This is a genomic window from Bacillus sp. ok061, from assembly GCF_900108285.1.
GTDB lineage: Bacteria > Bacillota > Bacilli > Bacillales > Bacillaceae_G > Bacillus_A > Bacillus_A thuringiensis_S.
The window spans coordinates 59,762-81,643 of record NZ_FNUW01000007.1 but is presented as its reverse complement, the minus strand read 5'-3'; the positions used below and the strand labels follow the sequence as shown (position 1 = coordinate 81,643).

Genomic DNA, 21,882 nt, shown 5'->3' with positions numbered 1-21,882 from the left:
TAAAAATTACGGTGCGTGAAATTACTTACAACTCTAAAGAAAGAGCCATTTTCATATAGCTCCTTCCAAATGCCTGAATTAATTCGTATTCGCCTCTGTTAACGGTTGTAACGGCGGTTCTAATTCTATTTCTAGTATATCTCCTTCTTGTAAACCTTGTCCTTTTTCAATACTTTGGCTCGTTACATAACCCGTACCAGAAGTTTTCAAATCTAATTTCAAAAGCTTAGAGAAATACATAACATCACGCATGGACCAACCTTTTACATTTGGCATATGTGCGTTATTTCCTAATAAAAATATACGATCTCCTTCACTCATTACCTCGCCAGACTGTGGATATTGTTTTAGTATTTTTCCTTCTCCTAAAATTACCGGCTGTAGCTTCTCTTTTTCTACACTTTTCTCTATTGTATCCATCGATTGATTTACATAATTTTGTACTTTTAATTGAGATTGTTTCGCTGCATCAGCTATTTGTTTTTCTGTATAAGGTTTCACTTTTAAATATTCAAGGCTGTTTTTTATAACAGGTTTAAATATTTCAGCAAGAGGCTGAGCTCCATACTCATCTCCTTTTAACTTTGGCTGCTTAATAGCTAAGTATACGATTAACTCCGGATCATCAATTGGAGCCATTCCTAAAAAGGAGAAAATGTAATTCTCTTTCCCTTCCATATATCGGCCGTTTTCAGGATTCGGGATTTGTGCTGTTCCGGTCTTACCTCCAATTGGATAACCATCCACTTTATACATTGTACCAGTTCCTTTTGAAGATGTTATAACACGCTCCATTAAGCTTCTAACCTTGTCCGCTGTTTCTTTTTTTATCGGATTTCCAATTTCTTTCGGTTGATTTTCCATAATAACTTCTTTGTTTGTTGGATTTACAATTTTATCAACGATATATGGTTGCATCATTTTCCCGTCATTTGCTATTGCAGTAGCCGCTTGGATTAATTGAATCGGAGTTACTGTAGAACCTTGACCGAAAGAAGTTGTAACTTGTTGAATTTGCGTATTTAATAATAAAGTATTTTTACTTTCTCCAGGTAAATCTATTCCTGTTTTTTGATTGAATCCAAATTTATTCATATATTGCTTAAATTTATTTGGTTTCAGTAACTGATCTTCTAAAATAGAAAAAGCTACGTTTGATGACCTTTCAAAACCTTCATCAAATGTAATTGATCCCCATCCAAATCCACCATTATGGTCTTTTATATCAGATGAACCAACGGAATATTTTCCAGATTGAAAATATTCTTTTCCGTTATATACACCTTCATTAATGGCAGCTGCTAACGTAAAAACTTTCATTGTTGAACCTGGTTCATATGCATTTGCAATCGGATCATTTAAAAAGTATTCGATATCACCTACATTAGGATTGTAACTAGGTTTACTAGACATCGCTAAAACCTTTCCTGTTTTTGGATCAGCAATAATGCCAATTAACATAGAAGGATCATAATGCTCTTGTGCTTTGTTCATCGCTTCTTCTAAAAAACTATTAATTTGTTTATCAAGCGTTAAATATACATTATTCCCATTTTTAGCTGGTTCTACTTTACCTATATCATTTGTAAGCGGAATTCCCCTTCGTGTACCCACATATTCTATATTCCCGTTTGTAGAGCGCAAATATTTATCCAAACTCTTTTCAAGCCCAAACTTCCCTTCCGTATTCCCTTTATCATCTGGTCTAGCAAAACCAAGTATATAGGATGCAAAGTCTTCATTCGGATACACTCTTGCTTTTTCCGACATAAAAGATACACCTGGTATTTTTAAATCATTAATTTTTTCCTTCTTTTCCCTAGATAAGTTCCGACCAATTTTCCCAATTTCAACTTGCGTACGCCCTTCATGAAAGTTTTTTAATACTTCTTCTTTATCAATTTCAAGCGCATCGGCTAATTGTTGTGCGGTTTCATCTTTATTTTTCACTTTATCTTTTCCTTTTAAATTCACAACAACTCGATACGTTGTAGAATCTTGTACTAACACCTTTCCGGTTTGGTCATAGATAGTACCACGATTCGCTTCTAAAACACCTTTTTTATTATGTTGTTCATTCGCGAGATCCTTTACATTCACATTATGCACGACTCCTACTGCCTGAATATAGAATATACGCAAAATCATAATAAGAAACAAAATAATAAAAGCAATCATCATATATCGAGCGCCTTTATTCGTTTGAAGTTTCTGCATACTTATCTCCTCTCTTTTGGAATGGATTCGTACGAAGATGCGATTGAAAATTTATAGTTTTTGTTTGTGATACTATATGTTTCGAAGTTTTCTTTTTAATTCCTTTAAAACAATACGAAACTAACTATTGTTATTTTTTGTTTTTGTTTTTGTTTTATTTAATTAAAATACAGTGCGTGAAATTTCTGAATATTAACTTCACCAAAACTTGATTGCATAGCACTCTAAACTCCTTTCTTATTTACTATAAAAAGTTCCCCTCTGGATTTCCAAAGGGGAACTTTTTATAAGAAAATTATGCAATATGGTTATATTTTGCTAAGAAAGGAATTCGTCTCGCTACTAATGCATACATTTTGAATACAAGTTTCGCTATTGGTTCAAACATACGTGTACTTTGCATTACTAAAACGCTCGTAACAAGTGTTAAGAATGCTGCACCAAGTATATCTAAAGGGTAATGAACACCTACGTACATACGTGATATACCGACTAACACTGCCCATAATAGCGCGATATATTTCAGTTTTTCTCTTCTAAGAATAAATACGAAGGCGATTGAAAATACAAGTACAGAATGATCACTAACGAATGATGAATCTGCTGCGTGTGGTACTAATTGATGTACATCATGTGATACGAACGGACGCGGATGGTAATATACTGCGTGTATAAGAACATTTACTAATAATGCAAAAATAACCGAAAGCGTCGTATATAAAACTGTATATTGTTTTCTAATTGCATTCTCTTTCTTTCCATTATTAAACCATAAGATAAGCATAAATAGAACGGCTACGTATGCAGCGCTATTTGTAATAGCAACCATTAACGTATCTAATAGTTTGGATGAATCAGCAAAATTATTAAACCACTGAAATACTGTGTAATTCATTAAACTCTCTCCTTACATACAAGTGTTCTTGATTTACACAGTATACAATACCATTATGAAAATAGGCTTAAACTTTTTTCATCTAATTCTCATTTTACTATTAATCATATGACAATTATAAAACAAATTTTATACGCTATTTATGTATAAAGCTGGTAAGCCTTTATAATAAGGCTGTTCGTATTTTTTCATGTTTGGGATACATAACATATTCATTTAAATATACTAATTGCAAAATCATATTTTTTAATTCATTTGAAGTACAATATTTCCGAATTGTTCTCCATGTTCCATACGGCTTAGTGCTCGAATTGCTTCTTCTAACGAGTAAACTTTATCAATAATTGGTTTAATTTGATGTTTTTCTATAAACTTTATCATCTCATTAAATTCCTCACCGCTACCCATGGATGTTCCCATAATATCAATTTGATTGTAAAATAGCGCGCGTAATGGTAATTCAATTTTATCTCCTGAGCTTGCACCAAAATTCACGATTCTTCCATTTGGTTTTAATACATCAAAATATTTCAAAAAAGTTGCCGGACCTATACTATCTATTATTAAATCTACTTTTTCACCTTGTAAGCTCTCTTCCCAATTTCCAGCACTATGAAAAGAAGTATCTGCACCATATTTCTCAGCAAGTTCCCTTTTATTCTCTACCCTTGAAGTAACACTCACTTTTGCGCCAATTGCTTTCGCGAATAACATGGCAAATGTAGCAACACCACCGCCTATTCCCGGAATTAAAACGTGTTCGCCGCACTTCAATCTACCTTTTGTAAAAAGCGCTCTATATGCAGTTAGTGCGGATAAAGATAAAACACCTGATTCTTCCCAAGTAAGATATGACGGCTTTTCTACTACATTTTCAGCTGGTACAATTACATATTCAGCAAACGTTCCATCTTTTGGTCCACCTAGCACTTCCGGTAACTCCGGTACTTCAGTAGCATGTTCCCATCCAATACTAGGATTAATAATAACTTCTGTATGTAGTATGTTATCAGAAACACCATTTCCAATTTCCTTAACAATACCTGCACCATCTGATCCTAAGATTAAAGGTAATTGCATTTCTTTTCTATTATTCATAATAAATAAATCACGATGATTTAAACCTGCTGATTTTAATTTCACTTTAACTTCCCCATCATTAAGTGCTCTCCCAGGTGATATTTTATATTCTACACCGTCAAATCCAGTTTTATATTGATGTACGATAGCTTTCATTATTATTCCCCCTTAATAATTTTAATGTACTAGAAATTTCGAAATAAACAAAATGATTTGATCGTAAAAAAAGAAGGAATGCAAAAAGCATCCCTTCTTTGATTGCTTATTTTATTATACAAGGTAATGTAATCGTAACAATTGTTCCTTCATTTTCTTTACTCTCTATTTGAATAGCTCCGTTATATTTTTCTACAAGTCGTTTGGCAATAGACAAACCTAGTCCGTTTCCACCTTGTTTTCGACTTCTCGCTTTGTCAACACGGTAAAAGCGATTAAGAACAAATGGTAAATCTAATCCAGGTATTCCCGCTCCATGATCTATTACACAAATTTTAACTTTCCCTGATTGTAAACTGGATTCTATGCAAATATGTTTATTAACCTCTTTGGTATACTTAACTGCATTATCCATTATGATAATAATAATTTGTTCTAAGTAAGATGATGGCATTGACACATAAGCTGCATCATCCCAAAATTTCATATCAAATTGGAAATCACTTTGAAGTACTACAAAGTTTTGTGTAACATGTTTTAATACGCTATTTACATGGACTGGCTCAGCTGCTATTGGATGCAATTGTTCAGATTCAGCTCTTGATAGTTCTAGCAATTCCGAAACTAATTTATTTAAACGATCTACTTCCTTTAAACTAGATTGAAGAGATTTATCTAATACTGCTGGATCACTTTTCCCCCATCGATTTAACATCGCTAAGTGCCCATGAATAATTGTTAACGGTGTTCTTAATTCATGAGAAGCATCTTCGACAAACTGTTTCTGTTGTGTAAAAGCAGTTTCTACCTCATCCATCATCTCGTTAAAGAGAAATGATAATTTTGCAAGTTCATCATTATTTTCTCGTACTGGAACCCGTTCATTTAGTCCATTCTTTTTAATACGTTTCATCGTATCTGTTATATTTTGAACACTTGATAATAGTTTCTTCGTTATAAGTATCCCGCCTAAAAAACTAAATATCAACCCGAATATCCCAGCAATAGCCATTACCACTAAAATAATTTTTAATAAATGATCAAATGTCTCTAGGTTTTTCGTAAGTTCAATAGTGCCAATAAACTCTTTCGTTTTAATTGGTATACGCTTAACTAATATTCGATCTTCTAAATGCCTTTTTATAAATGACTCATCTTTTATAACCTGTTTCGGCTTTATCCACGTTTCATTAAAATCTCGTGAAACAGTAACAATCGGCTCCCCATTCATGTCAATAATACGAATCATTTGATGCTTATCAATCATATTGTTTAGAAAATCTTTACTATTTTCAAATGTTTTACTCGAAAGGGTATCATTTTTATCTTGGAAATATGCCGCTATTTCCGTCACTTGCCTATTTATTTGTTTCTGTTCATAATCTAGAGTCCACTTATTTATTACAATAAACTGCAAAGCACTATATAAGATGAATAAAATAAATACTAATGTAGTGGACCAAAGTGTTAGTTTCCACTTTATAGGTAGATTTCGAATTCGAAACATAATATTTTTTATCATTTCATTATATATCCCGCACCACGCACTGTTTGGATATATTCCTCCTTATCTACACTATGTAACTTGTTTCGCAAATAACGAACATATACATCAACGATATTTGTCTCAACAATTGCATCATATCCCCATACTTGGTCCAGTAAAACATCACGGGTAAGTACGCGATTAATATTTTTCATAAACATAAGTAATAACTCGAATTCTTTATTTGTAAGTTCAATTTCTTCATTTCCTTTAGTTATAGTTCGAGATTCAATCTGAAGTTGCAAATCTTTGAATGTAAGAAATGAAACCTGCTTGTTTTCAATATGTTCTTCTCTTCTAAATATCACTCTCATACGCGCTAACAGTTCTTCAATTGCAAATGGTTTCGGAATATAATCATCCGCTCCACTATCTAAACCTGTCACACGGTCCATAATACTATCCCGAGCAGTCAGCATAATAATAGGTGTATTTTTAGTCGCTCTTAGTCGACGACATACCTCTAGCCCATTTAATCCAGGCAACATTAAATCCAGCAAAATAAGATCGTAATTCTTTTCAAGTGCTGCGCTTAATCCTTTTCTTCCATCAAGTTGTATATCTACTTTATACCCTTCATATTTTAGTTCTAATTCTAAAAAATCCGCTAAACTTTCCTCATCCTCAATAATTAAAATGTGTTGCAACGGTAGTTCCTCCTAGACGATTAAATGAATAAATAATCCTATTCCAAATATAATTGCAATGATTTGATGCACTCTTCTATACATCATAAATGTTTCTTTCTTGTTTATTCGCTGTAAATAAAACCCAACAATCCCTAGTACAAGTAAGGCTAATAGAGAAAATATACCACTGTATATGAGTAAAATATGACGACTCCCTTTTATTAAAAAGTAAACACCGTGAGTAATCGTAACAGCTATTACAGCATATCCAATTAATACATGAAATTTTTTTGCAAATAGATACACTTCTTTAACTTTTTTAAATCCTTGTATATTTTTCTTCTTTAAAAGCAACCATATACGGCGTAAAAACCATAGTGAAGCAGCGATAATAGCCCCATATTCACCAAACGAGCCTAATTTTTTATTTAACCATTTTACATTCAGAACATTGCCGTATATAACATTAATAAATAGCATCTCTACACTACAAATAATAATAGTAATGCCCATAATTTTAACAAACACATGGAAATATTTATTTCTTAATATCTTCTCCATTTTATTTAATCTCCTTACTAATAAAGACTTTGTAACAAGCAGTCTATCAAATAAAAAAGAAAGTAAAATGAGAGAAAGATTAAAATAAAATGAGAATTTCAATATCACTGACAATTATTATTGATTTTTTTCAGCTAACTTTATTATGTTTTGAATAAATGGCGCTTTTGCCTTTGTATATGAAACACGATCAAAAGCATATGTAATAGCAAGCATCTCTTTTAATTCTCTATATTCTTTACGTGCCCATTCATGGCTTATTAGAAAGTCCCGAAATAAAATATTGTTTCTCCATTCTTCGCTATTATAATGATAAACATGCAAATGATGAGTACCCGCTCTCCATTTTCCCTTTCTAAAAAAACGCCAATTGGTTGCATCTTTTGGAACATACTCATATCCAATTTCCGATAGAACTTCAATCCAGTTTTCAGTAATTTGCAAGTCTGTTACGCCAATCATCATATCAATAAGAGGTTTAGCTCCTAATCCTTCTACTGCAGTACTTCCTATATGTTCAACAGCGATTATCTCTTGTCCTAACAAGGAACAGAATTTCTCTTTTTCTTTTATATACTCTTCAACCCAGTCTTTTTGATATGCTTTAATAACAATTTGTTGGTCCATTATATTCACCTCTTTATAAGTGTTTATCATTATATTTATAAAATTTTATATTATTAGCATAGGATTTCCATAAAATATGTCGAAATAGTGGAATGTACAACTTAATTATATTAAATGTGAGGTAATCTATGAAAGATAATTCCGTGGAAATTCAGTTAAATAACGTAACATTCCAATTGAAAGAATATCATAATTTTGATTGGCTTATTAAATTAGGGACCGTATTTGCAGTTTTTGACCAGCAAGATTCAGGTAATATAAGTTTTGGTGTAGAAAAAGATGGGCATAAGAAATTTATCAAATACGCAGGAGCACAAACAATTGCATATGAAGGAACAGCGGGTGATGCTATTAAAAGGCTAAAAAATTCAGTTACTATCTATGAAGATTTAAAGCATGAATCGCTCATAAGATTAATTGATCATTTTCCAGTTCAATCTGGATATGTATTAATTTTCGATTGGTTTGATGGGGAATGTCTTCATTCGCATTGGCGTTTCCCATCTCCTGAAAAATATAAAAATCCAAACTCACCATTTTATAAATTTAGACATTTATCTGCTATAGAACGAATTCATTCCTTACATTCCATTTTTTCTTTCCATACTTATGTAGAAAAGAAAAATTATGTAGCGATAGATTTTTATGACGGTAGTATTTTATATAATTTTAATACAAACGAAACAAAAATTTGTGATATAGATTTATACAGTAAGAAACCTTACATAAATAAAATGGGCCGGCTATGGGGTTCCTCCCGTTTTATGTCACCAGAAGAATTTGAACTAAATGCTATAATTGATGAAAGAACAAATGTATTTAATATGGGAGCAATGGCTTTCTCACTTTTAGGCGGTGAAAAAGATCGTTCTTTTATAAAATGGGAAGCAAGTAAGGAATTATATGAGGTAGCCCATCGTGCTGTAAGTGACAATCGGACAGAACGGTATGCATCAGTTATAGAATTCTACGAAGCGTGGTTAAAAGCGGCTAATGCAGAAAGGATATAACCCTAAATTATTAAAAAAAATAAAGAGTTTATACTATTGTCATGTATATTAAAAATAGTTTTATGAGCGTTTCGTACTAGTGTGTTCTAATTGATTATGGCTATTATTGAGGAAGACATATCAGCGATAATTTATGTCTATTTTGTATAAGTGTTAGCAAGTTCGTTTGCAAACTTGCTAACACTTTTTTGTTTAAATAATTCACACATTTTTTCTTAATATACTGATTATGTTTCCAATTGTGTACTAATGTGTGGGTTTGACTACCCATATTTTAGACAAAATGGACGGTAAGGGTGAGGACAATATAAATATGTCTTTTTCCTTGTATATGTTTATTTCACGAGCTATAAATTTTTTTCAATTCCAAGCATGTGTATCATATTCTTCATTATTACAATAAATGCATTCCACGGTAAAGATAGGGAATTTATATATCTAATATTCATAATTTATGTTATGGTACAATATGTTAATTAATTACAATACTTTCTAAAAGGGGAATACATAATGAAAGCAACGAAACTCATAGCGTTGACAGTGCCAGTTCTATTATTGTTCGGTTGTGGGCTAGGAGATAAAGATTCTACTCCTAAGACTGAAGAAACTAGTAAAGCAATGTTGAAAACTACAATATCTGAGGAACAGTATCCAAGTTACATGTATGAACAATTACTAGATTTTAACTTTAATAAGGATGACATAATAATAGGTTTAGGTTATGCACTAAAAGGTGATGAAAAGTATAAAGAGGTATTCAAAACGGCAAGTATTTTGGATGAAGCTTTAGACCGAATGGAGAACGTAAAAGTACCTGATAAGTATAAAGACACGCATAAACTCATCTTAGAAGGGGTAGAGGATGCAAGAAAAGGTACAAAACCAATATTAGAAGCTAAAGGTAAAGATGTAAAAGAAGTTAGTGTAGTTATTGCGAATAGTTCTCCCCACCTGTTAGGCATGGATAGAGAACAGTGGAAAGAAGCAGTTTATCAATTAGCTAAAGAAAACAAGGATGACTTCTCTAAGGTATATGATAAGAAAGTAGAGGAACATCAAAATAGAAAGAGTAACTCGTAATCAATTATACAACACGATAAGGGAATATAAGAAAATGATGATCCAAAAGGTAAATTATTAAATTTTATTGAAGCTAAATACGAAGTTAAAGAAAAGAAATAATACATACTTAATATTTCTTTTAGGACGCATCTTCATGAAAGTTGTACGCTCTATATTTAAAGGCTTTCGTTTAATGGGCTTAATTGTAAAGACTTAACTTAAAGCATTATCTAAAAGTAAACATAATATCCCTCCATGACGCTAATGGTACCATTAGCAAGGACAAATTTGAACAACTAGGATATTTATGTAAGTCAGATATAGTGTCTCTTTATCAGTTGCAAGAAAAAAAGTGGATCCCTATTCTCTCACATGGAATCCACTCTTTCTATTTCTACAACTCTATTTTTATACGTTCCTCTTCTTGTCCTTAACAGGACTGCCAGCACTAAATCATTAACATAATTATCTTTAGCGGAAGTTAAAAGTTTTTATTTTCTTACTCAATTAAAGCGTTAGTTAAAGATTATGGATAATTAATTTGAAAGTGTTTTATCTAAATACACCTTTTCTTTTGGAAAGCCAATCTTCTAAGGCATCTTCGTGTAGTTTTGTGAATAATTTTGGTATTTGGTCTATTGGGAAGTATTTTAAATCCAAAGTCTCAATACCATCTACAGTAAGTTCTCCGCCAATTGGCTTACATTGAAAACAATGAGTGATAGTCTGAGCTTTATCTCCGTTCGGAAACTCACCAGAATATTTAGAGTAGACACCTATAAGATGTTCAACCTCAACATTTAATCCTGTCTCCTCAAATATTTCTCGTTTAGCGGTTTCTTCAAGAGATTCTCCAAGTTCCATAGCACCACCTGGTAGACCCCACTCATTTCTATCTCCCCGTTTTTGTAAAAGAATTTCATTTCGTTCGTTATAAACAATACCTCCAGCAAAATTAAGAAATATTAAATCATGCCCTACTTTTCCCCGGATATAACGAATGTAGTCCTTATTTGTAGTCATAAATTCCCTCCTAATTTATATATAAAATACAAATTAATTATATATAAGGATAGAAGAAAATGGTAACAAAAATGATAATATTCCTTATTCTCATAAGGAATTCGCCCTTTACTTTTTATCAATCTATGCGTTTTTTAAACATTTCTATTCTAATACCTTCATTTCCTAAATCCCCTTTCAAAATAAAGAGAACACCATTTCTTAAAACAATTTTATCGCAGTTCTAAAAATTGGTGTCCTCTAGTTTTCTAGCCGGACTATATTCTATTTTCAAGCCCATTTCTATCTCCCCATGAATAAAACTCAACGTTCTGTTTATACTACAACTACATCTAGAGACACATCACTGTTTAGAGCGGCTAGGTTTTGTTAGCTGCTCTTTTGTGTTTTACACAAATAAAATCAATAGCTCAGCATATAATATCTATGTAGCTAGACTATTACCTCTGTATCGAGCAGTTAGGCTGGGCTAAATGCTCTTTTATTTATGACAAAATAAAACTTTTAAACAGAATTACTTTCGTATAACATTTTCAATCTCGCTTACACTATAACTGTAAATTTAAGTTACACATCTATTACTTATAGGGCCTAATTTTCTTTTGTGTAACAATTGGTTAGCTCATAAAGTTAACCAATTTGTTGCGTTAAATATTTTTTATTTCTCAATACTTAATAACTAGAATTAATTCTAATTTATTGGCATTAAACTATTGACATTGATTTTCCTCATATGCAATTTTTGAAAAGGCCTTTTCTCTCACATTAGGCTCTTTTATTTATTAAAAAAAGATTATTTTATATAGATTACTATAAGCATCCATAAAGGCAAAGCACCAATGATAGCGAGTACTATACGTGTAGATAGTATCCTTACTTCAAAGTCTGTTTTCTTGGAGGGTTCAGGATATGCAATTATGTAAATTCCCTTTAATAATGTAAGCCATGCAATAACCGTTAGGAATCCCTGCCAGTTGAATCCCCATACATTATGTAGAATTACAGTACCTAATCCTAGGAAAATCGATAGAAAACCATACATAATACCAAACCCTCTGTCTTCAACCACTAATCTTTTTAAGTCACGTAGCACCGATGGACGGACGAAAAGTATTCCCGATACGATAACCGTCATCCCCCCCCCAGAACAACCCTAAAAAAGTACTAGTTTCCATTATTATTTCACTCCCCTCAATTATATTTCAGATATTTCTTCCTTTAGAACAATTCCGATGCAGAATTTTTAAAAGTTCTTCTGTGCCAACGGCTATCCCTTGAAACAGTAACGGAAAGTAATCTTTAATCATATAAATCGCTTTGTATTCACTCAGCTCCTGCTTTTTCTTTTCAAGCAGAAAGAAACATCGTAGAAGAACAGAGGAGAATGCCGATGAGTTGTCCATATAAATGGCAATTATTAAAGCGGCTCGTAGACTTAAAAAAACAGATGTTGATTTTATTGCTATCCCATGTAATACGGCACATATCTATTTTAACTAAATTAAAAACTCCGTTTCAGTTCCCGTATTAAACATGATTGATGAAACAATAAAGGAAATACCAAAAAACTCAAAAAAGGTAGCTCTTTTAGCCACCAATCCAACGGTTCAGTCTGGAATATTTCAAGATGCTTTAGTGAGAGAAGGTTATGATTTCTTACATCAAGATCGTTGGCAAACCTGTGTGAATCAAATAATAGCACAGATTAAACAAGGCCAAATTGATGAGTCCCTTCAATTATGGGATGAACTCTATTCAGAATTAGCTGAAACGATTGATACCGCTATCATTGCATGTACAGATTTAAATGTTATTACAGATAAAAAATCCAATGATATTTCCATTATTGACTCATCAACATGCCTCTCTCAAGCTATTGTACATAAATATTTATCATTAATGGACAGAGGTTAGTCTTTCCTATTAGATGATAGTTTTTTGTTCGTTATTTTTTTCCTAGCTGGCGCTTTAATGGAGCAATGTAAAAAGCCTAATTTCTTCGCATTAAATTGAGAAATTAGGCTTTTTAATATTGAAATTTCCTTAACGATGTAGAGCCGCACTTTTCTGACGCTACACTATATTCATCAACTTAAGAATTTTATAACGCCCCTAAAACAAAAAAATATACGGTATACGCCCTTTTTATTTAAATATAGGGCGGTTGAAACAGGGGTTCTCCAACTTTTAAAGAATTATTAATAATAACCTTAAAAAGGCATCAAGAGAGGTGAATTAATGAAGTTAAGAGTCGTTAAAAAAGAAGAATATAGTTTTATTGATGACTTTGTATACGAGATATTCAAAAATACTAAATATTCAAATGGAATAGCTGAAAAAGCTTTGGTGAGGGAAATCAGAGAAAAACCATTTTATATTCCTGAACTTGATTTAGTTGTTGAGGAAGAAGGGATTATTATAGGACACTTTATGCTTTCAAAACTTCCCATTAGTAATAGATTTGAAAATGAAATACTAATGTTATCACCTGTTTCAGTGGCAATTAATAAACAACGCCAGGGTATTGGTAAGTATATGTTGCAGGAAGGTATTAAATTTGCAACTAAAATGGGATATAAGGGAATTATTGTTGAGGGAGATTATCAATATTATCAACGCTTTGGATTTAGTACATCAACTGAATTCGGTATCTATGCGTCCAAGAAAAATCTTCCGCCTTCTGTGGAAAACTTAATGGCTATTGAGTTGTATGAAAATGGGCTGGAGAATATTTCAGGTGAAGTAGATTATTCGATTTATAATTCATTGCAACATTGACAGCTATATGAGAAACAGTTGGCACGTTATCTCCCCTCTATAGGATTTTCCATGAAACTAGTATCTAAAAGAAAGGTGAACTTAATATGAAGCTTGAAACTAATAGACTGATTTTAAAAACCCTTGATCTTAATCTAATTGAGGCTGCGGCCCAGCGTGATATACAGGCAATCAAAGCAATGGGATACAAAACCAACGGTGAGTGGCCAGGTGCAGATTTTTTTGAAGCTTTACCCTACTTTCGGGAACTTCTGATTAAAAATAATGGAACTAAAGGATTTGACTCTTGGATCATTGTGGCGAAAGATACCAAAGAAATAGTTGGCAGCATTGGATTTTTTGGTAATCCCGATTTAGACGGTATGATTGAGATTGGCTTTGCTATTAATGAAAGTCAACGACGCAAAGGTTATTGTTTTGAAGCTGCCCAAAAATTATTAAACTGGGCCTCAAATCATGATGAGGTCAAATATATCACAGCCAGATGTGAACTTGATAATATCAATTCAGAAAATGTTTTGGTGAAATTAGGGTTCCAAATGGATCACAGAGATACAGAATTAATTTATTGGAAATATAGTAATAATGGACAAAACTTATAAGATTTGTCCATTGCTATACTATGGTTATATAACCAGAAATAATCAAACTTTATTTTAAAGTTACACTAAGGTTTTGCACTATCTATAAAACGAAAAAAAACGTTATCCTTTCCTATGATTCTACAGAAAGAATAGCGCGTTTTTTCATTTGAGGGGGCATTTCTTTTTCTTAGCTTGATAGCGATGGGATACCACCAGCATTTTGCAAAATAACCTACGCTATGCTGAAAAATAAAATAAGCTGCCCATATGGACAGCTTATTTACATAATTATCAATTATTGGTAGTTAATACATCTAGAAGTCTACAAAAATATCCTCCAGTTAAGTACTCTGGAGGACATTCATATTTACATAATCATTCTTAAAAGAAACCACACAAAATGAAACCTCTTTAGCTCCCGAAAGGCTTACTCTTATCTATTAATAACTGTACATCGTCTTGCTCCTCTACAGATTAAACGCTCGGCTTCTCTTAATGAAATTGGAACAAGTACAGCTTCATCAACATCGTCTTCTACATCAAAAACCGCAAATGCTTCCCCACCCACGATTAAAACACAAATGAATTCTACTTCTAAATCATCATGAGACCTAGGAATACAATTAGAAATAGTACAACGTTGAATACCCCCTGCTAACAATGTTCTAGCTTCTTGCTCAGATATTCGAATAAAAACAAATTCCTCTATGGCTACATTTCCAACTTCCACTTCAATTTCTACTACAAGAAAGAATCTGTTTCTAATTTTCACATTTCCTATGTATACGTACACTTTCCAACGCGCCTTCTAATTCCTCTTGTGTCGCTGTTCTATCAATTTTTGGTAAGAAAGATAATTGTTTAGTCATATAAGACCGCTCCTTTTTATTTTTAGATTACTTTTGTCTTATTGCTCCACGTCTTCGTTCATAACAAGGTCTATGCATCCCCATTAAATCCTCAATTTCACGAGTACTTAATTTCTCTTTGGGTTTTTTCTTCTTTTCTTGCTTGGATTTCTTTTCCATTCATGTAACTGATTTTTTAACCCCTCCATTACCCCATCTCCCTTTTCAAAATAAAAAGGACACCCATTCGTAAAACAGCCTTAATTGCTGCTTTAATGAATTGGTGTCCTCTAGTTTTCTAGCTGGACGATATTCGAATGTTGTTTTAAATATCCCAATAGTCACTATTAACATCATTAGTATATTTGCTGATTTCCTTCTCTTTCCCACACTTTTCACATTTAAAATAACTAACTATTCCCATCTTACCAGTTTTAAAATCTTCATTGTCATGACTATTAATAAGTTTATATCTATGTATACATTTAGGTTCTTTTAATTTATCCAACCAATTTCCTAACATAAATTAATCCCTTTCCTCTCGAAGATATTCTTTCTATTCCCATCTTCTTAAGAATACCTCAGAAAATATTTCTAATAAATGTAACTTGGTAGCTTATTTTTCTTTAAACAAAAGGATTATTTTGTTAAAAAATTTATTCCAATTTATAACCACTATCTTTTTCTTATATTTCCCATTAAAATTTAATAGAAATATTTTGATAACAAAGGAGCAACCTATGAAGCATAATATAAATTTATGGTCTTTTATTTTTTCATTCGTTTGCATTGCTTTTTTTCTTGTATATCTTGAAGTATGCACACCTGAAATGAATGCGTCGTTTATAAATATAGTTTATTTTCACCCTTTATTTTTTATACTCATTTTTTCAATAGGAACTTTTTTTGCTGGTATTAAAGGATTCTCTAAAACAGGTAATTGGATAGCAATGCTTAGAAGCATAGTAACAGTTCTGCTAACATTGTTATTATCAGTGTTTTTAACACTAACTTTAATCGTTGGTTATGCATTAAGTTAAACGTAATTCTTCACGAATAAAACTAAATATTACTTCAATACTATATATGACATTAGATTTTCTCCTTGTTCCCCCTTGGAGATGAGCAGTTAGCTTTTGCTAACCGCTCTTATTTTCTACAATTGGTTTCATTTACCTGATGTTTTTAACGTAATATTAAGTTACGATATAAACGAATAAAATATATTTGGCTGTTATACCATTACCCTAGGAAACTAGGGTTTTTATTTCTATAAAATGAAAATTTTATTTTAATTACTCACCCATAGTTTTATATTTTTCAAACATTCCATTCTTCCGGAGAGTATTTACTAGCTGCCTTATCATTGATTCCGTTCTTCCTAATGCTAAAGCGCTTCCCTTCACCTTTCCGAATCCATAATACTTACATATGTAGGCTAATTCTTTCGTTGTATACGGCTTCTTAGGATTCGGATGGTACTTCATTCGGCCCTGCGCATCATATTGAACTTCCACCCTGATCACTTTCCTTTCAAATGAAGTTTTTATTTAGCTACTTGATAAGCTTTACAAACCCATGATTCATCTTCGTCTGCATCATCCGCAAAGAATATTTCTATCTTCAATTTCAAACCATTCTCCATTACGGCCGTCGCCTCAAATACTCCGCTTATATGATCGAATTTCTTGATATCCTCGTCCTCTAACATTCCGAATTCTTCTGGGAGACTATCGTAGAATTTTTCTACTGCATTTTCTAAATCATACTGACTTTTATATGTTTGTTCGTGAACTAACTGGACCACCATTTTCATTCTCCTTTTCTAATAAAATAGCGTTTTTGTTTAGTTTCACTCTAAAAGTAAAATTTTCATTTTTTCATTCAACCAAGTTCATAACATATTCTTTTCCCCCAATAAAATAATGATTAGGTGTCCCATGCGCATTTTATCCACTGGAAATAATACCTTTCACGTACTTACGTATTAGAAACTTCATTTCTGCTTCTTCTGCAATAGCAATTTTATTCACTTTTTTGATACATTTATGAAACATTCACATGTTATCTTCAATATGTTCTATTCTTTTTGAAAAACCATGTGGGAATACCAAAACAAAAAGCCCTAGAGCCCTAACTCTAGGGCTTCTTGTTTTCAAATAAGGATTTTGCTAAAAAACTGCACATTTATTAAGAACATGCATAAAATATAATGTGGTATTCTTTTTCAATATTAATATTTATCCGAGAGCGCCTTGAATGGCGCTCTTTAATTTCCAAATAACATTTTTAGGTAATTACGAGGGCGGATTTTATTATGTTGTACAAGCACTACTTCACTTTATTAAATAGACTATATAGATATCTAAAAGAAGGGAGCTTTAAATTCATATGGCTGATTACTTTTATAAAGATGGTAAAAAATATTATAAAAACCAATCACATTCCAACAATCAAAAAAATAAATGTTTTATTGAAACTCATACGATAGCTGGTTCTGCAGAAAATGCAAATGGAAATATACCTGTGTCAGTTTTCCTTGAAACCACCGCTCCACAAACTGTATTTGAGGATTTTACAAACAATCATAATAAAACATTAATTCAGTTATTCGTTGTCGGTATGAGTGCACCCGTTCAAGTAACTATTCTAACAAGAAGATCTAGCGTACCAATTACTACTACATTACAACCTGTTCAAACAAAAATATTTCAAGTTGAAGATTTTCAAAGTCTTACTCTTACAAAGCAGGAAGGTTCTACTAGTGTAGTTAGTTTATTTGTTCAAAAAACATTTTGTATATGCTGTAACGATAATAACGATTCATGTGATGAATATTACCACGAATGTAATTGATATATTAAATCACCAGAAGAATCCTTTATATAAAGGGTTCTTTTTCTTTTTCTCCCCTCATTTTCCCGTTTTTTATTAAAATAACTATTTTATTATGTTTCCTAACTTACAGTAATGTCCTTAAAAAACATTCATATATATTTATCAAACGCACTTTGAAATCCTAGAGTTTCAAATAATTTCAAAAGTCGACTGACCAACAATATTCGACTTATCTTTAAAAACTTATTAAAAATAACTTAGATACAAAAAGGCTACGTTTTATATAAGATAAAAAATTATCTTACGCAAAGGAGCTTGATTATTTGTGAATTACCAAAATGATAACAACTCTAATATTCACAACCCTTGTTCTTGTCCATCTCCCACGGCTAACAGTTTAAATGTTGTTCAAACTACCCCATCAATAGTTTCTGTAAACTCTGCGATTCCACTAGATACCGTGGTAAATTCTAATGGTAGGGCAATCTCATTCACACCACCAACAACTGTTTTACTTGAAGGTGGAAGAACCTATTTGGCAATCTATGAAGTGCAAGTTATTATTCAACCAGGAGGTAATTCGGCAGGTATAACTATGTATCTGAATAATAATCCAATCATTGGCTCAGGTACTTCTCTAGGATATACTGCAGGATTCACTTCTGTATCAGCACCCGCCATTTTCACTACACCTCCAGGTATAACAAGTACTCTTACTGTTAATGTAGGACCATATTCTAATACATTAAATACGTTGGGCTTAACTCTTGCTGTTGTAGCATTAACATAATAAAATGTAAAACTCTCTAAAATGATTTTATTTATCCCTTAACTGTCTATTGGGCTAGCCTCTAAGAACTCCACATAACTACATATAGAAAAAGAACATTATTTGGTTCCATAGTACTAGGTGACTCGGCTAGCACAATTGCTGAGTCACCTATTTATCTATAATAAAATAAAGCTTTTGTTTAATTTATTACTTGTTCTTTTTAATGCATTATTCTATTACAATCCATTTTCATGTTATAATTACCAACAGTACATATTTTAATAGCCACAACAAATCTCATAAATATAGGAGGACCTTAATGATCCTAACTCAAGAAAAGAACATAAAATTAATTATGCATTTTCTTACATTATTATCTTTTTTTATTCTTATTTTCTTTAGTGTCACAATTTTTTATATACCTTTGGTTTTCTATTTTGTATGCAAATCACAAAACATTCGAAAAAATATCTTTGAAGCTGTTTTTTACCAACTATTCATTTGGATAATCACAGTGATTTGGAATCTTTTTATAATAAGAATCTTAATGCTATCTTTATCTAATTTCGACTTGGCTTCAAATAACGCTTTTTTTATTTTCGGGGTAGCTCCTTTATATCTAATACTGTTTCTCTTGTTAATTTTTGGACCTATAAAAGGAATTTTATATGTGCTACAAGAAAAAGACTTTCATTATCCTATTATTTCTAAATGGATTAACAAATAAAAATACGTGTAGAAGAATTCAGAGTTTTACTGAATTCTTTTTTTATGGACCTTTCAAAATCTTTTACATCTTCCTTCATTCCTTCTTTTTAATAAACTTTAAATTTTATTACAAGAACGCTTTTTTAAAATACAATCGCTTGTCTATAAACTTTGTACCTTCATTTCCTTTCCTATGATTACAACATCCTCCTAACAACCAAGTATTGATTATATATCCCATATGAACACCTCTATTTTATTGGCATATACTTTGAAGGAAAAAACATTTCACATTAAACATATACCTACAAACTCAGTTACTAATAATTTATCGGAAATTACTTAATATTCAATTTTTAAAAGGAGGTATTTATGAGATATAATCAAAAATCAAATATGTCCATCTCCCTTTTACTACCGCATGTACTGCCAACATCAGTTTTACAGCCACTTCCCAAATAAACCCTTACCGGAATTACTACACGACCTAGCTCGTCCACTTTTCTTGCAATACCTGTTTTTTCATACCTTACTCTCCTTTAGTGTTTTTATATTTATTTAGAATTTCATCCAAACGTTTCTTATTACGAATGGGTTCTGCTTATCAAGATTTAGATTTAATTAATTGTAATAAATCGGGTGGGGGTTTATACAGAAATGCTTTCAGGGAAAGTTTTATAAAGAAATAAAAAATGCAGTAGTGAAAAAATTAAAATTCATGATTTAAGACATACACACGCAACTATAATATTGAAACAAGGAGTTAACCCTAAAATTATCAGTGAGAGATTAGGTCATACAGACATTTCATTAACTCTTAGGATTTATTCTCATGTTTTACCGAACATGCAGGAAGAAGGAGTAAAAAATTTTGGTAAAAGTACCTTTGGATAGCTAACGTTTGCAGAATGTTTGCATTTTATAACAAAAAGCCAAACAAATCTTGTATTAACAAGGTTTATTCACCTTAACACATGTTATCATGTATAATACATATGTTAAGTAAATTCAGAATAACGAGGCAAATATTATGGACTTTGTTTATATTAATCAAAACGTATTAAATAATCTTCTATACATTTTATGTAGTATATTTGTTTTTTATTTCATATATGATAGCCGGCACTATTTAAAGAAATATAAAATACTACTGATTACCCTTTGTTCTAGTATCCCGCTTATTTTATGTATGCGATACCCTATCTATATGGATGAAAGTTGTATTCATGATTTAAGACAAATTCCGGTCATAATAGGTACGCTTTATGGTGGATTCCCTGTCGGTATCATATTGTTTACAATTTTATTAATTACAAGATTTTTATTTTATGGCTTTAACATGCTGACAGTTGTTGTTTACGGAACAATGTTCATCGTTACAGCACTCGCATCTTCAAAATTTAATACATATAATAGAAAACTTAAAGTAGCTTTTTCCATGTTTTTAACCTTTTTCCTAGCAATATTTACAACTTTAACTGTATTAACTTTATCAGATTTTGAAGTGAATAATTTGTATATTATTTATTTCATGGTATTACCGACTACTTTGATGTTATTTATTGTTTATATAAATGAAGTTATAAAAGATGCTGTATTAATGCGCTCAAAATTAATTAAAATGGAAAAAATGGAGATTGTTAGCCAACTCGCTGCAAGTATATCGCACGAAGTAAGGAATCCTTTAACGGTTGTAAAAGGATTTACACAGCTTTTAAAAACACCAAATTTAACTCCTGAATCAAGAGACGAATATATTAAACATATACTTGAAGAGTTAAATCGTGCCCAAGAAATTATCGATGATTACTTAACGTTTGCCAAACCTGCTCCAGAAAAATCAGATCAAATTTCAGTAAAACAAGAGTTAAATCGAGTTATTAATATGATATTTCCATTGTGTAATATGAATACGATACATATTACACAGGATTTTTCTGAGGCAGTCATTGTTGGTAATAAACAGCACTTTCAACAATGTTTTTTAAACTTAATAAAAAACAGCATTGAAGCAATGCCTAATGGTGGTACCTTAAATATTTCCTCATCTATCAATAATAGTAAAGTTGAAATACGAATTGAAGATAGCGGAGTTGGAATGTCACAGGAGCAAATACATCGATTCGGTGAACCGTATTTTAGTACAAAAACAAAAGGAACCGGTTTAGGTACGATGGTTGCTGTTAAGATTATTGAAACGATGCATGGAAGTTTAAAAATCCGAAGTATCGTTAGTAAAGGAACGACTTTAACGATTACGTTCCCGAAATATAGTAAGAATACGCATTAAAACAAATAAAAAAGGAGCATAGTCGCTCCTTTTTTATTTGTTTCGATACATAAGTATCTTCAATGTTTTTTTAGTTTACATTTGTGAAGACTAATTAAAAATTAGTATCCTCCGCCCCAGCAGCTGCATCCTACAATTATTAATAGAATGAATAACACAACTAATAAAGCGAAACCTCCACCAAAACCACAAGAACCACCGTAACTCATATTTTCTCCTCCTTTTGGTTTGAAAACTAATAGGTAGTTGATCATTTTA

At 31.7% G+C, this 21,882-nt stretch carries 22 protein-coding genes and 5 pseudogenes; 11 read left to right on the top strand and 16 right to left on the bottom strand.

Annotated features, from left to right (window positions below; genetic code table 11):
• Positions 1 to 78: 78 nt before the first annotated feature.
• From C4S65_RS11945 to C4S65_RS11915, 7 genes are all read right to left on the bottom strand, one after another.
• On the bottom strand, positions 79 to 2,217 hold the full coding sequence (locus tag C4S65_RS11945) for a penicillin-binding protein (RefSeq protein WP_086406231.1): 2,139 nt from the start codon (positions 2,215 to 2,217) through the stop codon (positions 79 to 81).
• A gap of 295 nt (positions 2,218 to 2,512) precedes the next feature.
• On the bottom strand, positions 2,513 to 3,112 hold the full coding sequence (locus C4S65_RS11940) for an undecaprenyl-diphosphatase (protein WP_001110131.1): 600 nt from the start codon (positions 3,110 to 3,112) through the stop codon (positions 2,513 to 2,515).
• 246 nt (positions 3,113 to 3,358) lie between these two features.
• Entirely contained in the window at positions 3,359 to 4,348 is a 990-nt protein-coding gene (locus tag C4S65_RS11935; protein WP_086406230.1) for a zinc-binding dehydrogenase, read from the bottom strand.
• Positions 4,349 to 4,454: 106 nt separating this feature from the next.
• Positions 4,455 to 5,870, bottom strand: a complete 1,416-nt coding sequence (locus C4S65_RS11930; RefSeq protein WP_086406229.1) for a HAMP domain-containing histidine kinase — start codon at positions 5,868 to 5,870, stop codon at positions 4,455 to 4,457.
• Positions 5,867 to 6,541, bottom strand: a complete 675-nt coding sequence (locus C4S65_RS11925; RefSeq protein WP_086406228.1) for a response regulator transcription factor — start codon at positions 6,539 to 6,541, stop codon at positions 5,867 to 5,869. The genes C4S65_RS11930 and C4S65_RS11925 overlap by 4 nt, the downstream gene beginning before the upstream one ends.
• 12 nt (positions 6,542 to 6,553) lie before the next feature.
• A complete protein-coding gene (locus C4S65_RS11920; RefSeq protein WP_086406227.1) occupies positions 6,554 to 7,084 on the bottom strand; it encodes a hypothetical protein in 531 nt (176 codons plus the stop codon).
• A 117-nt stretch (positions 7,085 to 7,201) separates the two neighbouring features.
• Positions 7,202 to 7,711, bottom strand: a complete 510-nt coding sequence (locus C4S65_RS11915) for a GrpB family protein (RefSeq protein ID WP_086406226.1) — start codon at positions 7,709 to 7,711, stop codon at positions 7,202 to 7,204.
• 128 nt (positions 7,712 to 7,839) lie between these two features.
• Between C4S65_RS11915 and C4S65_RS11910 the strand changes: the two genes are divergently transcribed.
• Both C4S65_RS11910 and C4S65_RS11900 read left to right on the top strand, forming a co-directional pair.
• On the top strand, positions 7,840 to 8,721 hold the full coding sequence (locus C4S65_RS11910) for a serine/threonine protein kinase (RefSeq protein WP_061667045.1): 882 nt from the start codon (positions 7,840 to 7,842) through the stop codon (positions 8,719 to 8,721).
• 510 nt (positions 8,722 to 9,231) lie between these two features.
• Entirely contained in the window at positions 9,232 to 9,801 is a 570-nt protein-coding gene (locus C4S65_RS11900; protein ID WP_061667044.1) for a hypothetical protein, read from the top strand.
• Positions 9,802 to 10,335: 534 nt separating this feature from the next.
• Here C4S65_RS11900 and C4S65_RS11895 read toward each other — a convergent pair.
• The 3 genes and pseudogenes from C4S65_RS11895 to C4S65_RS11885 form a co-directional block, all read right to left on the bottom strand.
• Positions 10,336 to 10,806, bottom strand: coding sequence for an NUDIX hydrolase (locus tag C4S65_RS11895; RefSeq protein WP_000210489.1), 471 nt, complete (start codon positions 10,804 to 10,806; stop codon positions 10,336 to 10,338).
• 793 nt (positions 10,807 to 11,599) lie between these two features.
• Positions 11,600 to 11,981, bottom strand: a pseudogene (locus tag C4S65_RS11890) (hypothetical protein).
• A 57-nt stretch (positions 11,982 to 12,038) separates the two neighbouring features.
• Positions 12,039 to 12,219, bottom strand: a pseudogene (locus C4S65_RS11885) (IS4 family transposase); the annotation flags it as partial.
• Between C4S65_RS11885 and C4S65_RS11880 the strand changes: the two are divergent.
• The 3 genes and pseudogenes from C4S65_RS11880 to C4S65_RS11870 all read left to right on the top strand — a co-directional run.
• Positions 12,217 to 12,720 (top strand): annotated as a pseudogene (locus C4S65_RS11880) (amino acid racemase); the annotation flags it as partial. The pseudogenes C4S65_RS11885 and C4S65_RS11880 sit on opposite strands and share 3 nt — an antisense overlap.
• 324 nt (positions 12,721 to 13,044) lie before the next feature.
• A complete protein-coding gene (locus C4S65_RS11875) occupies positions 13,045 to 13,584 on the top strand; it encodes an N-acetyltransferase (RefSeq protein ID WP_086406225.1) in 540 nt (179 codons plus the stop codon).
• Positions 13,585 to 13,670: 86 nt separating this feature from the next.
• Positions 13,671 to 14,186: a GNAT family N-acetyltransferase gene (locus C4S65_RS11870; RefSeq protein WP_103945237.1), complete on the top strand. Its 516-nt coding sequence runs from the start codon at positions 13,671 to 13,673 to the stop codon at positions 14,184 to 14,186.
• 415 nt (positions 14,187 to 14,601) lie between these two features.
• On the opposite strand, the gene C4S65_RS11865 is transcribed toward C4S65_RS11870, so the two are convergent.
• From C4S65_RS11865 to C4S65_RS11855, 3 genes and pseudogenes are all read right to left on the bottom strand, one after another.
• Complete coding sequence (locus tag C4S65_RS11865; RefSeq protein ID WP_086406223.1) at positions 14,602 to 14,961, bottom strand: hypothetical protein; 360 nt, start codon at positions 14,959 to 14,961, stop codon at positions 14,602 to 14,604.
• A pseudogene (locus tag C4S65_RS35170) lies at positions 14,942 to 15,037 on the bottom strand (transcriptional regulator); the annotation flags it as partial. The gene C4S65_RS11865 and the pseudogene C4S65_RS35170, both read right to left, overlap by 20 nt.
• Positions 15,038 to 15,341: 304 nt before the next feature.
• Positions 15,342 to 15,539: a hypothetical protein gene (locus C4S65_RS11855; protein WP_086406222.1), complete on the bottom strand. Its 198-nt coding sequence runs from the start codon at positions 15,537 to 15,539 to the stop codon at positions 15,342 to 15,344.
• Positions 15,540 to 15,756: 217 nt separating this feature from the next.
• Between C4S65_RS11855 and C4S65_RS11850 the strand changes: the two genes are divergently transcribed.
• The gene (locus C4S65_RS11850; protein WP_061666074.1) at positions 15,757 to 16,056 is read left to right on the top strand and encodes a hypothetical protein; all 300 of its coding nucleotides are present in this window, start codon (positions 15,757 to 15,759) and stop codon (positions 16,054 to 16,056) included.
• A gap of 255 nt (positions 16,057 to 16,311) precedes the next feature.
• Here the strand turns inward: C4S65_RS11850 and C4S65_RS11845 are convergent, their stop codons facing one another.
• Both C4S65_RS11845 and C4S65_RS11840 read right to left on the bottom strand, forming a co-directional pair.
• A complete protein-coding gene (locus C4S65_RS11845) occupies positions 16,312 to 16,533 on the bottom strand; it encodes a DNA-entry nuclease (RefSeq protein WP_086406221.1) in 222 nt (73 codons plus the stop codon).
• Between the two features lie 29 nt (positions 16,534 to 16,562).
• Positions 16,563 to 16,826, bottom strand: a complete 264-nt coding sequence (locus tag C4S65_RS11840) for a hypothetical protein (RefSeq protein WP_086406220.1) — start codon at positions 16,824 to 16,826, stop codon at positions 16,563 to 16,565.
• Between the two features lie 581 nt (positions 16,827 to 17,407).
• On the opposite strand from C4S65_RS11840, the gene C4S65_RS11835 reads away from it, so the two are divergent.
• The 5 genes and pseudogenes from C4S65_RS11835 (at position 17,408) to C4S65_RS11815 (ending at position 21,624) form a co-directional block, all read left to right on the top strand.
• On the top strand, positions 17,408 to 17,872 hold the full coding sequence (locus tag C4S65_RS11835; protein WP_061665842.1) for a hypothetical protein: 465 nt from the start codon (positions 17,408 to 17,410) through the stop codon (positions 17,870 to 17,872).
• A gap of 307 nt (positions 17,873 to 18,179) precedes the next feature.
• Positions 18,180 to 18,644 carry a hypothetical protein gene (locus C4S65_RS11830; protein WP_086406219.1) on the top strand — a complete coding sequence of 155 codons (465 nt, stop codon included), beginning with the start codon at positions 18,180 to 18,182 and terminating at the stop codon, positions 18,642 to 18,644.
• Between the two features lie 301 nt (positions 18,645 to 18,945).
• Positions 18,946 to 19,353 carry a DUF4870 domain-containing protein gene (locus C4S65_RS11825; protein ID WP_086406218.1) on the top strand — a complete coding sequence of 136 codons (408 nt, stop codon included), beginning with the start codon at positions 18,946 to 18,948 and terminating at the stop codon, positions 19,351 to 19,353.
• A gap of 565 nt (positions 19,354 to 19,918) precedes the next feature.
• Positions 19,919 to 20,228: pseudogene (locus C4S65_RS35675) on the top strand (tyrosine-type recombinase/integrase); the annotation flags it as partial.
• 136 nt (positions 20,229 to 20,364) lie between these two features.
• Positions 20,365 to 21,624: a HAMP domain-containing sensor histidine kinase gene (locus tag C4S65_RS11815; RefSeq protein WP_103945236.1), complete on the top strand. Its 1,260-nt coding sequence runs from the start codon at positions 20,365 to 20,367 to the stop codon at positions 21,622 to 21,624.
• Between the two features lie 101 nt (positions 21,625 to 21,725).
• Here the strand turns inward: C4S65_RS11815 and C4S65_RS11810 are convergent, their stop codons facing one another.
• Positions 21,726 to 21,833, bottom strand: coding sequence for a YjcZ family sporulation protein (locus C4S65_RS11810; RefSeq protein ID WP_000120182.1), 108 nt, complete (start codon positions 21,831 to 21,833; stop codon positions 21,726 to 21,728).
• Between the last annotated feature and the right edge of the window lie 49 nt (positions 21,834 to 21,882).